The organism is Streptomyces sp. AM 4-1-1 (genome assembly GCF_029167625.1).
GTDB lineage: Bacteria > Actinomycetota > Actinomycetes > Streptomycetales > Streptomycetaceae > Streptomyces.
On the sequence record NZ_CP119145.1, the window covers coordinates 226,735 to 239,431 of the forward strand.

The 12,697-nt window shown below is 71.5% G+C and carries 11 protein-coding genes and 1 pseudogene; 8 read left to right on the top strand and 4 right to left on the bottom strand.

Annotation, left to right across the window (positions count from 1 at the left end):
- The first annotated feature begins 472 nt into the window (after nt 1-472).
- From PZB75_RS01070 to rho, 5 genes are all read left to right on the top strand, one after another.
- Nucleotides 473-1,282 (top strand): 2,3-dihydro-2,3-dihydroxybenzoate dehydrogenase, encoded by an 810-nt coding sequence (locus PZB75_RS01070; protein ID WP_275533377.1) that lies wholly within the window; start codon nt 473-475, stop codon nt 1,280-1,282.
- Nucleotides 1,283-1,368: 86 nt separating this feature from the next.
- The gene (gene dhbC, locus PZB75_RS01075) at nt 1,369-2,574 is read left to right on the top strand and encodes an isochorismate synthase DhbC (RefSeq protein WP_275533378.1); all 1,206 of its coding nucleotides are present in this window, start codon (nt 1,369-1,371) and stop codon (nt 2,572-2,574) included.
- Nucleotides 2,571-4,217: a (2,3-dihydroxybenzoyl)adenylate synthase gene (locus PZB75_RS01080; protein ID WP_275533379.1), complete on the top strand. Its 1,647-nt coding sequence runs from the start codon at nt 2,571-2,573 to the stop codon at nt 4,215-4,217. The genes dhbC and PZB75_RS01080 overlap by 4 nt, the downstream gene beginning before the upstream one ends.
- A 17-nt stretch (nt 4,218-4,234) precedes the next feature.
- Entirely contained in the window at nt 4,235-4,867 is a 633-nt protein-coding gene (locus PZB75_RS01085; RefSeq protein WP_275533380.1) for an isochorismatase family protein, read from the top strand.
- A 504-nt stretch (nt 4,868-5,371) separates the two neighbouring features.
- Complete coding sequence (rho, locus tag PZB75_RS01090) at nt 5,372-6,514, top strand: transcription termination factor Rho (RefSeq protein WP_275533381.1); 1,143 nt, start codon at nt 5,372-5,374, stop codon at nt 6,512-6,514.
- A 12-nt stretch (nt 6,515-6,526) separates the two neighbouring features.
- Here the strand turns inward: rho and PZB75_RS01095 are convergent, their stop codons facing one another.
- The 4 genes from PZB75_RS01095 to PZB75_RS01110 all read right to left on the bottom strand — a co-directional run bounded on the left by PZB75_RS01095 (nt 6,527) and on the right by PZB75_RS01110 (nt 11,488).
- Entirely contained in the window at nt 6,527-7,888 is a 1,362-nt protein-coding gene (locus PZB75_RS01095; RefSeq protein ID WP_275533382.1) for an FAD-dependent oxidoreductase, read from the bottom strand.
- 203 nt (nt 7,889-8,091) lie between these two features.
- Nucleotides 8,092-8,433 (bottom strand): hypothetical protein, encoded by a 342-nt coding sequence (locus PZB75_RS01100; protein WP_275533383.1) that lies wholly within the window; start codon nt 8,431-8,433, stop codon nt 8,092-8,094.
- Nucleotides 8,434-8,459: 26 nt separating this feature from the next.
- Nucleotides 8,460-10,184 carry a cytochrome c oxidase subunit I gene (ctaD, locus tag PZB75_RS01105; RefSeq protein ID WP_275538533.1) on the bottom strand — a complete coding sequence of 575 codons (1,725 nt, stop codon included), beginning with the start codon at nt 10,182-10,184 and terminating at the stop codon, nt 8,460-8,462.
- 533 nt (nt 10,185-10,717) lie between these two features.
- A complete protein-coding gene (locus tag PZB75_RS01110) occupies nt 10,718-11,488 on the bottom strand; it encodes a hypothetical protein (protein WP_275533384.1) in 771 nt (256 codons plus the stop codon).
- A 62-nt stretch (nt 11,489-11,550) separates the two neighbouring features.
- On the opposite strand from PZB75_RS01110, the gene PZB75_RS01115 reads away from it, so the two are divergent.
- From PZB75_RS01115 to PZB75_RS01125, 3 genes and pseudogenes are all read left to right on the top strand, one after another.
- A complete protein-coding gene (locus tag PZB75_RS01115) occupies nt 11,551-11,703 on the top strand; it encodes a hypothetical protein (RefSeq protein ID WP_275533385.1) in 153 nt (50 codons plus the stop codon).
- Nucleotides 11,704-11,762: 59 nt separating this feature from the next.
- Nucleotides 11,763-11,861 (top strand): annotated as a pseudogene (locus PZB75_RS01120) (PTS fructose transporter subunit IIA); the annotation flags it as partial.
- A 125-nt stretch (nt 11,862-11,986) separates the two neighbouring features.
- A complete protein-coding gene (locus tag PZB75_RS01125; protein ID WP_275533386.1) occupies nt 11,987-12,475 on the top strand; it encodes an NUDIX domain-containing protein in 489 nt (162 codons plus the stop codon).
- The last annotated feature ends 222 nt before the right edge of the window (nt 12,476-12,697 follow it).

Genomic DNA, 12,697 nt, shown 5'->3' on the forward strand with positions numbered 1-12,697 from the left:
GCGCGGGCCGCCGCCCCGGTCGTCCTGGGCCCGCGCCCCGGCGCACGGCCCGACACACGCCCGCGAGCCGCCCCCCGCAGCTGCTTGCTCACCTCCGCGAGCCGTCCCGCACTCGTTCACGCCACCCACCCGCAAGCTCCGCCGCGAGCCGTCCCGCACGCGCGTCGCACGGAAGCGCGGCACCTTCGCACCGGGCCGTCGCCCCCGTCACTCCGCACCGCGGACCGCCGCCGCCTCTGCGGCCGACCACCGCACGCCTCGTCAACTCCCTTGCGCGGCAGCCGAAGCGCCACACCGCGCCCCGAGGACGGCATTTCCGTCGACCGGTACGGCGGGCGGCCGCTCCGGCCACTGCGCCGTGCGGCTTTTCGCTCAGGTGAGGTTAACCTAACCACTGATTCGACAGCTGATACCCACTGGGCTGCCACTTCATATTAGGTTAGGCTCACCTAACAACATGGGGAGGTTGTTCATGCCTGAGCACATACCGGGCTGTCGTGGCGAGTTCGCGGACCGCGTCGCTCTGGTGACCGGCGCCGGACAAGGCATCGGGGCGGCCGTCGCCGCCTCACTCGCCGCCCTCGGCGCACGGGTGGCGGCGACCGACATCGCCCCGCGGCGCGACGTGCCCGGTCCGGCCGATGAGACGGACACCGACCGCTCCACCGGCTCGGTCAGTTCCTTCACCCTGGACGTCACCGACCGGGCGTCCGTCGACCGGACCGTGGATCAGGTGGAACGCGAACTCGGGCCGGTGGACCTGCTGGTGAACGTCGCCGGCATTCTCCGTACCGCCCCCGTGACGGAATTCTCCGACGAGGACTGGGCGGACACCTTCGCGGTCAACACCACCGGAATCTTCCATACTTCACGGGCCGTCGGACGACGGATGGCCGGCCGGGGCTCGGGGTGCATCGTCACGGTCGGCTCCAACGCCGCCGGCGTTCCCCGCACGGGCATGGCCGCGTACGCCGCGTCCAAGGCCGCCGCCGCCATGTTCACGAAGTGTCTGGGGCTCGAACTCGCGGGCAGCGGCGTCCGCTGCAACGTGGTGGCCCCCGGCTCGACCGACACCGCCATGCAACGGGCCCTGTGGACCGGCGAAGACTCCGAACGGCGGGTCGTGGCCGGGGACCCCGAGACGTACCGGACAGGGATTCCGCTCGGCCGGATCGCCGCCCCCCAGGACATCGCCGACGCCGTCGTCTTCCTCGCCTCGGACCGCGCCCGGCACATCACCATGCAGGAGTTGTACGTCGACGGCGGCGCCACCCTGCGCTGACCCCGCCCACCCCGCGTCCCGCACCCCACCGCATCCGCACCCCGACCCCCGCCACGCTGACGGGAACCACCGAGAATGGAGCCCCCGTGTCGACGGCATCCCAAGTCGCCACGCACGTCCCCCTGGCCGATCCGGCCCACCCCGCCGTAGGAGCGGCCACCGCGCTGCTCGACGCGTACACCCCGCGCGCCCGCTTCCTCGCCACCCCCACGCGCACCCTGCTGGCGACCGGCGCCGCCTGTGAAGTCCCGCACGACGAACGCCCGTTGCCACAGCGAGTGGCCGCCACGCTGGCCGCCGCCCGCAGCGCCGGACGGTCCGCGCCGGTCGTCGTCGGGGCCGTCCCCTTCGACCACACCGCGCCCTCGGCCCTGGCCGTCCCGGAGACCGTGCGCAGCGCGCCGCCGCTCACCGCCGACCCGCTGATCGCGCTGCCCGCGGAGGCCCCCGACTCGGCCGACTGGGAGATACGCCCGGTCCCCGCTCCGGAGGTGTACGGGGCCGGGGTGGCCTCGGCCGTCGAGCGCATGTGGCGCGGCGAGTTCAGCAAGGTCGTGCTGTCCCGCACGCTCGAACTCACCGCCCCCGAAGCGCTGGACATCCCGGCGATGCTGCAACGGCTCGCCCGCCGCGACCCGTCCGGCTACACCTTCGCCCTGCCCACCGCGCCCGGCCGGACCCTGCTCGGCGCCAGCCCCGAACTGCTGGTCTCCCGCCACGGGCAGCGTGTCGTCGCCAATCCGCTCGCCGGGTCGACACCGCGCAGCACCGACCTGGCCGAGGACGTCCGCCGGGCCGCCGCCCTGCTGGACTCCGCCAAGGACCTCCACGAACACGCCGTGGTCGTGGACGCGGTGCACCAGGCGCTGGCCGGGCACTGCACGGAGATGACCGTGCCCGCGCGGCCCACACTGGTGCGCACCGCCACCATGTGGCACCTGTCCACCACCATCACCGGGACGCTCGCCGCCTCCGGCACCTCCGCGCTGGAGCTGGCCTGCGCCCTGCATCCGACCCCGGCGGTCTGCGGTACGCCGACCGGCCTCGCCCGTACGGTGATCGGCGAGACCGAGCCCTTCGACCGCGGCTTCTTCACCGGGGTGGTGGGCTGGGGGGACGCCCACGGCGACGGCGAGTGGGTGGTGACGATCCGGTGCGCGGAGGCGGAGGAGCAGACCCTGCGGCTGTACGCGGGAGCGGGTGTCGTCGCCGCGTCCGAACCCGAGTCGGAGACCGCGGAGACCGCCGCGAAGTTCCGCACGTTCCTGCACGCGGTGGGGGTCGACCTGTGAGTACGGAGCAAGCACCCACCTGGCCGGCCGAGTTCGCGGAGCGCTATCGCGCCGCCGGGTGGTGGCGCGGCGAGACCTTCGGGCAGCTGCTGCGCGACCGCGCCGCCGAACACCCGGACCGCGTCGCGATCGTCGACCCGGTGGCCGGACACCGCTGGACCTATGCCGAACTCGACCGGAGAGCCGACCGGTTGGCCGCCGGACTGGTCGCCCGCTCCATCGGCAGGGGCGACCGGGTCGTCGTCCAGCTCCCCAACATCGCGGAGTTCTTCGAGGTCGTCTTCGCGCTGTTCCGGATCGGCGCGCTGCCCGTGTTCGCGCTGCCCGCGCACCGCGACAGCGAGATCCGGTACTTCTGCTCGTTCACCGAGGCCGTCGCCTATGTGATCCCGGCCGAGCACGGCGGATTCGACTACCGGGGACTGGCGGCCAGAACACGGGTCGAAGTCCCCACGCTGCGCCATGTGTTCGTCGCGTCGGACGACCCCGGCCCGTTCGAGGCACTGGCCGACGTCCACCAGGACGGGCCGCCCGAGGTGGCCGGTCCCGCCCCGGACGACCTGGCGTTCCTCCAGCTCTCGGGCGGCAGCACCGGCGTACCGAAGCTGATCCCGCGCACCCACGACGACTACATCTACTCGCTGCGCGGCTCCAACGAGATCTGCGACGTCGACGAGGACAGCGTCTATCTGTGCGTGCTGCCGGCGGCGCACAACTTCCCGCTGTCCTCGCCCGGTTCACTGGGCGCGCTGTACGCGGGCGCCCGGGTGGTGCTGTGTCCGCAGCCCAGCCCCGACATCGCCTTCCCGCTGATCGAGAGCGAGGGGATCACCCACACCGGGCTCGTCCCGCCGCTGGCCCTGGTGTGGACGGAGGCGGCGCCGAAGTCCCCGCACGATCTCAGCAGCCTCCAGGTCCTGCTGGTGGGCGGCGCGAAGTTCAGCGAGGAGGCCGCCCGCCGGGTGCGGCCCGCGCTCGGCTGCACCCTCCAGCAGGTCTTCGGCATGGCCGAGGGCCTGGTCAACTACACCCGGCTCGACGACCCGGAGGAGACCGTCGTCACCACCCAGGGACGGCCGATCTCCCCCGACGACGAGATCCGGGTGGTCGACGACGAGGACCGCGAGGTGCCGGCCGGCGGCACGGGGCATCTCCTCACCCGTGGCCCGTACACCATCCGCGGCTACTGGAACGCCCCGGAGCACAACGCCCGTTCGTTCACCGAGGACGGCTTCTACCGTACGGGGGACGTCGTACGCGTCACCGGGACGGGCCATCTGGTGGTCGAGGGGCGGGCCAAGGACCAGATCAACCGGGGCGGCGAGAAGATCGCCGCGGAGGAGGTCGAGAACCACCTCCTCGCCCATCCGGCCGTGCACGACGCCAATGTGGTGGCCGAGCCCGACCCGTACCTCGGTGAGCGCACCTGCGCCTATGTGATCCTCCGGGCGGGCGCCGGCCCGGTGAAACCGCTCGCCGTCAAGAAGTTCGTCCGCGAACGCGGCCTGGCCGCGTACAAGGTGCCCGACCGGATCGAGTTCGTGGAGACCTTCCCGCAGACCGGTGTCGGCAAGATCTCCAAGAAGGACCTCCGCACCACCGCCGCCCGCACGTCCGTCCCTCCCACATCCGCGCACCCCTGAACGGAACGCAACGCACCATGGCTCTGCCCGCCATCGCCCCGTACCCCATGCCGACCGCCGGCGAACTGCCCGCGAACCGGGTCGGCTGGACCGTCGACCCGTCCCGCGCGGTCCTGCTCGTCCACGATCTGCAGAACTACTTCCTGTCGGCGTTCGACCGGGAAGCCGAGCCCGTTCCCGAACTGCTGGCCAATGTCGCGGCGTTGAGGAAGGAGGCGGAGCGGCTGGCGGTCCCCGTCCTCTACACCGCCCAGCCCGGCGGCCAGAGCCCCGAGGAGAGGGGACTCCAGCAGGACTTCTGGGGGCCGGGACTGCCCGACGACGCCCACGCCGCCGCGATCGCCGACGCGGTCGCTCCCGGCCCCGACGACACCGTCCTCACCAAGTGGAAGTACAGCGGCTTCGTCCGCACCGACCTCCTGGAGCGGCTGCGTGAGCAGGGCCGTGACCAGATCGTCGTCACCGGTGTCTACGCCCACATCGGCGTGCTGATGACCGCGTGCGACGCCTGGATGCGGGACATCCAGGCCTTCGTGGTGGCCGACGCCGTCGCCGACTTCTCCGCCGCCGACCACGCCATGGCGCTGCGCTGGGCGGCCGGGAAGTGCGCGGTCGTCACCACGGCCGACGCCGTCTTCGCCGAAGAGTGAGCGAGGCGGCGCCCACACCCTGAGGCGGTGGTACTCACGTCCTGAGGCGGCGGCGCCCACGCCCTGAGGTGCGGTGGTATTCATGCCCTGAGGCGGCCCTCCACGGCGTGGTCCCGGCCTGCGGACTCCGGCAGACCACCGAGGTCACGGCTTCGGCGACCCGGTTCCTCCGGCACCGGCACACCCCCACACCCCACCCGTCCGACAGCGGCCCCGGTCATGCGCGACCGGGGCCGCTGTCATGTGCCCCCTCTTCCCGGCCGGGGCCCGAGGTGTTACAGTCCGAAGAGAAAGCGTGTACGTCCCGTTCGGGGCAGGTACCACTTCCTCTTCGCAATTCTTCTCCGTGCCGCCGCTGCGCCTGTCCTTCTTCGACCGGCGAACCGGCTCCCGGCACCCTTCCACACCGTCCGGTCCGGGCCTGTGCCCGACGCCCGGTGCGTGACTCAGCCGCACCGTACCCACCGGACTCCTCATTCGCCATGTCCGCGAAAGGACTCCTCCATGACCACCACACTCGAACGCCCCGTCGTCCGACGGGAACAGCCTCCGGCCCACGCGGCCGGTGTCCTCGACCTCACTGCGCAGGGACACGGCGTGCTCCGTACCGGCGACTGCCTGCCCACCCCGCACGACGTGCACGTGTCCGTCGCCCTCGTCCGCCGGCACTCCCTGCGCAAGGGCGATGTCGTCGAGGGCGCTTGCGACCGGCCCCTGACGCTGAGCACGGTCGAACGGGTCAACGGCCTTCCCCCGCAGGCCGTTCGGGACCGGCCGCACTTCCGTGACCTCACCCCGGTCCACCCCCGGGAACGGCTCCGGCTGGAGTCCGCGTCCAGAACCGCCGCGACCCGCCTCGTCGATCTGATCGCGCCGGTCGGCAAGGGGCAGCGCGGGCTGATCGTCGCACCGCCCCGGACGGGCAAGACGGTGCTGCTGCAGCAACTGGCCGCCTCGGTCGCCGCCAACCACCCCGAGAGCCATCTGATGGTCGTGCTGCTCGACGAACGCCCCGAGGAGGTCACGGACATGCGCAGATCGGTCCGTGGCGAGGTGTTCGCCTCGACCTTCGACCGGCCTGCGAAGGAACACATCGCGCTCGCCGACCTCGCCGTGGAGCGGGCCAGGCGGCTGGTCGAACAGGGCCGGGACGTCGTGATGCTGCTGGACTCGCTCACCCGGCTGTGCCGGGCGCACAACAACGCCGCGTCGGCGGGCGGACGCACCCTGAGCGGTGGCGTCGACGCCGCCGCGCTGACCGGCCCCAAACGTCTCTTCGGTGCCGCGCGGGCGGCCGAGGAAGGCGGTTCGCTGACGATCCTCGCCACCGCGCTCGTGGAGACCGGCTCCCGCGCCGACGACTATTTCTTCGAAGAGCTGAAGGGCACCGGCAACATGGAGCTGCGTCTGGTCCGCGCCCTCGCGGAAAAGCGGATCTTCCCGGCCGTCGACATCATGTCCTCAGGCACCCGCCGTGATGAACTCCTCGTCCCGGCGGCGGAGTTGGCAGCCGTCCGGGGCCTGCGCCGCGCCCTGCACGGCAGGGACGGACAGACGGCGCTGGGGACGCTGCTGGAGAGAATCCGGCAGACACCCGACAACGCCGCCTTCCTGCGCCAGGTCCACCGCACGGTCCCCGGCGCCTGACCCCACCGCCCGTCAGTGCCGGGCGCTCATCGACGCGGTGTGCTCCCGCACCTGCTCCGGGGTGAGGTAGGCGTCGGTGTACTCGAAATCGCGCAGTGTGGCGGGCTTACGGGCCTGGAAACCGGTCCGCACGAAGGCGTCGCCCGCCACGGCGTTGAGCATCCAGTCGGTCAGGACCCGCGTCTTCGCGACGCTGGTCCGCAGCGCCGACCAGTGGTACCCGCGCGCCACCGCCTGCGCGGAGATGCCGTGCAGTTCGACACCGAGCGGCTTGGAGACGGCGTCCTTCCCCCCGAGGTCGACGACGAGCCCGAGGTCCCGGTGGGTGTACGGCTGCAACGGTGTTCCGCGCAGCGAGGCGATGACGTTGTCCGCCACCTTCCGTCCCTGGCGCATGGCGTGCTGCGCGGTGGGCGGGCAGACACTTCCGTCGCCCTTGACGAGGTCCGGAACAGCCGCCGCGTCGCCCAGCGCGAACACCCCGTCGAACCCGGGCAGGGTCATCTCCGGTGTCACCGCGAGCCGGCCGCGTACCGTGTCCGCGCCGAGTGTGCCGACCAGCGGGCTCGCCGCGACACCCGCCGTCCAGATCAGGGTGCGGCAGGGCAGCACCCTGCCGTCGGTGAAGGTCACCTCTTCCGGGCCCGCCTTGGCGATGGACACCCCGAGCGACACCTCGACGCCCCGGTCGCGCAGGACCTTCAGAGCGCTCTCACCGAGCTTGTCCCCCAGCTCCGGCATCAGCTTCGGCGCGATGTCGATCAGATGCCACTTGATCAGCTTCGGATCGAGGCGCGGATAGTGCCGCAGGGCGCTGGTCGTGAGCCGCTGCAGACAGGCGGCAGTCTCCGTGCCCGCGTATCCGCCGCCGACGACCACGAACTGGAGCCGTGAGGCCCGCTCGGCCTCGTCGTGGCTGGCGTCCGCGAGATCGAGCTGGGCGATCACGTGGTCCCGGACGTAGGCTGCCTCGGCGAGCGTCTTCATGCCCCGGGCGTTCTCGACAAGACCCGGGATGTCGAACGTCCGGGTGATGCTGCCGGGCGAGAGCACGATGTGGTCGTACGGCTCGTTGACGATCTCGTCGGTGATCTTGCGTACGACACAGACCTTCGCCCGGGTGTCCACCCCGATGGCGCCGCCCGGGATGATGCGGGTGCGGTGGCGCCTGCTGCGGCGCAGCGAGACCGCGACCGACTGCGGGGTGAGCACGCCGGAGGCCACCTGGGGCAGAAGCGGCAGGTAGAGCTGGTACGAGAAAGGCGCGACCAGAGCGATGTCGGCCTCCCCCGGTCCGAGTTTGCGCTCCAGACGGCGCACGCACTCGACTCCGGCGAATCCGGCGCCCACTACGAGAATCCTGGGTCGTGCCACAGTGTTCGTCCCTTCTCGGGCTTGCACGGTCGTCTCTCCGCCTGCCCCGTCACACGCGTCCCTCACCCCCTCATCCTGACCAGCCGTCCAGGAGTCCGCCCGCTGGGTACGGCAGAACGGGCGGCGGCTCCGGAGCACGGGCGGCACGGGCGGTGCGGGCCACCGCCCGTGCCGCGCCCGCCGCCCGGCGGTCACCGGACACGTCAGCGTGTCAGGCAGGTCAGCGCCGTACAGGTGCCGCTCGCGGCGCCGACCGCCAGTACGGCGCCCATGACGCAGCGGGCCCTGAGCCTGCGGTAGCGCTCCTCGTACTCGCCGCGCAGTTCCACGGCGCGGGCGCGGATTCGGATCAGCGTGGCCCGTGACGCGGCGACACGGTCCGCGACGTAGACGCGTTCCACGTCCTCGCGCTGGGCGGTGGTGAGCCAGGGCAGTGCCTCGGTGAAGCGGTCCGCCCGGACGCGCGCGTCGGTCAGCTCGGCGTTCCAGAGCAGGTGTCCTTCGAGCTGGGCCAGGCCGCGGACGGGGTCGTCGTCGGGTCTCACCCGCCCCCTCTCCCCGGGCCGGCGGCTCATGCCTGCTTGTCCCCGGGTGCCACCGTCACGGAGGCGCCGGGGTGGTTGACAGCGTCGTCGAGCAGCCGGACCGAGGGGTGGTGCAGGTCGAAGGCCGGGGACTCGGAGCGGATGCGCGGCAGGGTGACGAAGTTGTGCCGGGGCGGCGGGCAGGACGTCGCCCATTCGAGCGAACGGCCGTAGCCCCACGGGTCGTCGACCTCGATCTTCCTGCCGTACTTGGCGGTCTTCCACACGTTGTAGAAGAACGGGAGCATCGACAGTCCGAGCAGGAACGAGGAGATCGTCGAGATCGTGTTCAGCGCGGTGAATCCGTCGGCGGCCAGATAGTCCGCGTACCGACGCGGCATTCCCTCGGCGCCGAGCCAGTGCTGGACCAGGAACGTGCCGTGGAAACCCACGAACAGCGTCCAGAAGGTGATCTTGCCCAGCCGTTCGTCCAGCATCTTGCCGGTGAACTTCGGCCACCAGAAGTGGAAGCCAGCGAACATCGCGAAGACCACGGTGCCGAAGACGACGTAGTGGAAGTGCGCGACCACGAAGTACGAGTCCGAGACGTGGAAGTCCATCGGCGGCGAGGCCAGGATGACACCGGTCAGACCACCGAAGAGGAAGGTGACCAGGAAGCCGATCGACCACAGCATGGGCGTCTCGAAGCTGAGCGAGCCCTTCCACATCGTGCCGATCCAGTTGAAGAACTTCACCCCGGTGGGCACCGCGATGAGGAACGTCATGAAGGAGAAGAACGGCAGCAGCACCCCGCCGGTGACGTACATGTGGTGCGCCCACACCGTCACCGAGAGACCGGCGATGGAGATGGTCGCGGCCACCAGACCGATGTAGCCGAAGATCGGTTTGCGGCTGAAGACCGGGATGATCTCACTGACGATGCCGAAGAACGGCAGGGCGATGATGTACACCTCCGGATGGCCGAAGAACCAGAAGAGGTGTTGCCAGAGCAGTGCGCCGCCGTTGGAGGCGTCGAAGATGTGTGCCCCGAACTTCCGGTCCGCCTCCAGCGCGAAGAGCGCGCCGGCCAGTACGGGGAAGGCGAGCAGGACCAGCACACCGGTCAGCAGGACGTTCCAGGTGAAGATCGGCATGCGGAACATCGTCATCCCGGGCGCCCGCATGCAGACGATCGTGGTGATGAAGTTGACCGAACCGAGGATCGTACCGAAGCCGTTGAAGGTCAGACCCATGATCCACAGGTCGGATCCGACCCCGGGCGAGTGCACCGAGTCGGTCAGCGGGGAGTAGGCGAACCAGCCGAAGTCGGCCGCCCCCTGCGGGGTCAGGAAACCGGCCACCGCGATCAGCGAGCCGAAGAGGTACAGCCAGTACGCGAACATGTTCAGCCGAGGGAACGCCACGTCGGGCGCGCCGATCTGGAGCGGCATGATCCAGTTCGCGAACCCGGCGAACAACGGCGTCGCGAACATCAGCAGCATGATCGTGCCGTGCATGGTGAACGCCTGGTTGTACTGCTCGTTCGACATGATCTGCGTGCCGGGTCTGGCGAGCTCGGCGCGCATGAGGAGCGCCATCACACCGCCGATGCAGAAGAACGCGAACGAGGTCGTCAGGTAGAGCGTGCCGATCGTCTTGTGGTCCGTGGTGGTCAGCCACCTGATCACGACGTTGCCCGGCTGTTTCGGGCGCAGCGGGAGTTCGTTCTCGTACTCCTCCCCCTCCGCCTCGTCCGCCCCTGCTTCACCCATCGTCGTCACTGCGACGCTCCTTCGCTTGTCTTTCGCGGGATTCGGTGTCCGCACCGCGTCCGTTCGGACGGCCGACGGGTTCCTCCGGCGCTCCGCGCCGGTCCCCTTCCGGCAGCAAAGCAGCCGCCGGGCCGTGTTGTACGGCCCGGCGGCTGTCGTCGTGCGACTTTCACTCGACAGGACGTCGAGGGTGTCCGCGGTCAGGTGGCCGCCAGTCCCGGTCGGGGCGGGGCGGGAGGCGCGGACCGAGGGGTGGACCCCGGCCGCCACGGCCCCGGCCGTGCCCGCGACGACCGCCCCGGGCAGGACGACGGCCGGCTCTGGTACGTGGCGTATCCGAAGGTCGCCGAGATCCCGATCAGCGTGCCCACCGCGCGCCGATGGCCGACAGGGCCGCCGGCCGGGGCGCGGCCCTTTTCACGCCGTCCCCCGGCCGGGTGGCCTCCGGTCCGTCGGGTGGGCCCGTGCACGCCCTCGACGAGCGAAGGTGCGGGCGCAGGCCGGGGCGACGGGGCAGTCGCTGCCGCGCCCGGTCAGTGGGACCCGCGCTGCCGGGGCGGTGAGCCGGTCCCGGGGCTCTTGCGGGCGCCGCGGTTGGCGAGCAGCGCCCGTCTGATCCCGGCCGCGGCGGTCCTGGCGTGCTCGGACGTCGCGGTGTTCTCCGCCACCGAGGGGACGAACCGGTGCAGGGGCCGGCGGCAGTGACCGCAGGCGGTGCCGGTGGTGACGAGATAGCCGTCCTCGCACGGCGGGTTCTGGCAGTGGCCGGGACGCAGCAGCTGTTCGGCGATGTCCTGGGCGGTCCAGCGGCGCCTGCCGTCCTCGTCCTTCTCGTACAGCGCGTGGGCCCACCGGGTGTTCCAGCGGCGCTCCAGGCGGTCCAGCAGCTGATCGGCGCTGCGATGGGACAGCTCCTGGTGGATCAGCTCGTGAAGGGTGTGCGGGATGCGGTGGGAGAACGCCTGTGTCAAGGGCTGCGGCAGGGCCTGAAGGATGTACGCGACCGGATCGCCGGCCGCTCGTTCGCGCCATTTGCGGCACGGGCACGCTCCGTCGAACGGGAGCTGGGCGTGGCAGCGCCCGCACAGTCCGCGGCATTCGGCGCACAGTCCGTCGTTCAGTCCGTCCACGTGGGGTGCGGGAGCCCTGCCGCAGTCGCGGCAGCAGGCGGCGCACGGACCACAGAGCCGTTCGGTTCCGGACCTGGTCGTCCAGGAACGCTGCTGGCACCGGCAGCAGAGGGCTGTGTTGCAGTACTCGTGGTGGGCGGCGCCCGACTGCCGTCCGAGGGGAGGAAGCGACATGGCTGCGTTCTCCAGGATCGTGGCGGACCGGGGGTACCCACGATTTCACGAACGGCGGCGAGGTGACGACCACCGACACCGGACACCCGGCCGTCGGGCACGGGTCCGGCCGCATCACCGTGAACACCGTCACCGGAACGGCCCCGACGGACCCGCTCGTGGCCGAGACGCTGGACAAGGACCTTCAGCGGCGCCTGTCCTCCCCCGGTCCATGATCGACGGCGGCAGGCGGCGCGGGTCCATCGGCTCGTCCTCGGACGCGCAAGGGCAGGCGGAGGGGGCGGTGGCCGCCGTGGTCACCGCGTCGGTGGGCGGTGATCCGGCGGTGGTCGTGGCAGCGGCCTCGGAGGCGTACGACTACCGGAAGGTGTAGCGCGTCGGACGGGCCGTGACCCTGCCGGTGCCACGGCCCGCTCCCTCCGCCGGTGTCCGGTGGTGGCGGTCGGTGGTGGCGGTCGGTGGTGGCGGTCGGTGTTTCCCGCGCGCAGGCTTGACGGCATGTCGACAGGCAGGCGCAGCGCGGGGCTTCTTCTCTTCCGGTCCGGGACGAGAGGCGCGGAGGTGTTGATCGGGCACATGGGTGGCCCGTTCTGGGCGGGGCGCGAGGCCGCCGCCTGGTCGATCCCGAAGGGCGGTTACGGGCCGGACGAGGAGCCCGCCTCGGCCGCCCGCCGGGAGTTCGAGGAGGAGCTGGGGCTGCCGGTGCCGGACGGCGCGTGGGTACCGCTCGGCGAGGCCCGGCAGCCCAGCGGCAAGCTGGTGACCGTGTGGGCGGTGGCCGCCGACCTCGATGTGTCGAAGGCGGTTCCCGGGACGTTCGGCATGGAGTGGCCGAAGGGTTCCGGTGAATGGCGGGAGTTCCCGGAGATCGACCGGTTCGCCTGGTGCACCCCGGAGGAGGCCGAGGAGCGCCTGGTCCGTGGCCAGCGCGTCTTCGTCGAGCGCCTGATCGGCCACGTCGAAGGCGAGGGCGCGTCCTCGGCGTAGCGTCGTCCGGCTCCGGCCTGGGCGACATGCCATGTGGGCGGGGAGTTCCCGCGGTGGCGCGGAAGGAGCGACCGACCACGGCCTCCCGGGAGTGCGCGGTCCAGGGAACCGGCGGGGCGGCGAACCCACGCGCCCCGGTCCGACGGCCCACAGCCACAGCCACCGTACGGCCGTACGGACCGGCGCTCCACGGCGTCGGCCCGTACGGAAGGGGAGGCGGAT

What these genes read in the sequence shown, in the direction of transcription:
- PZB75_RS01110 (WP_275533384.1), bottom strand. Translation starts at nt 11,488, where the DNA reads ATGTCGCTTCCTCCCCTCGGACGGCAGTCGGGCGCCGCCCACCACGAG.
- PZB75_RS01070 (WP_275533377.1), top strand. Translation starts at nt 473, where the DNA reads ATGCCTGAGCACATACCGGGCTGTCGTGGCGAGTTCGCGGACCGCGTC.
- PZB75_RS01125 (WP_275533386.1), top strand. Translation starts at nt 11,987, where the DNA reads ATGTCGACAGGCAGGCGCAGCGCGGGGCTTCTTCTCTTCCGGTCCGGG.
- rho (WP_275533381.1), top strand. Translation starts at nt 5,372, where the DNA reads ATGACCACCACACTCGAACGCCCCGTCGTCCGACGGGAACAGCCTCCG.
- ctaD (WP_275538533.1), bottom strand. Translation starts at nt 10,184, where the DNA reads ATGGGTGAAGCAGGGGCGGACGAGGCGGAGGGGGAGGAGTACGAGAAC.
- PZB75_RS01085 (WP_275533380.1), top strand. Translation starts at nt 4,235, where the DNA reads ATGGCTCTGCCCGCCATCGCCCCGTACCCCATGCCGACCGCCGGCGAA.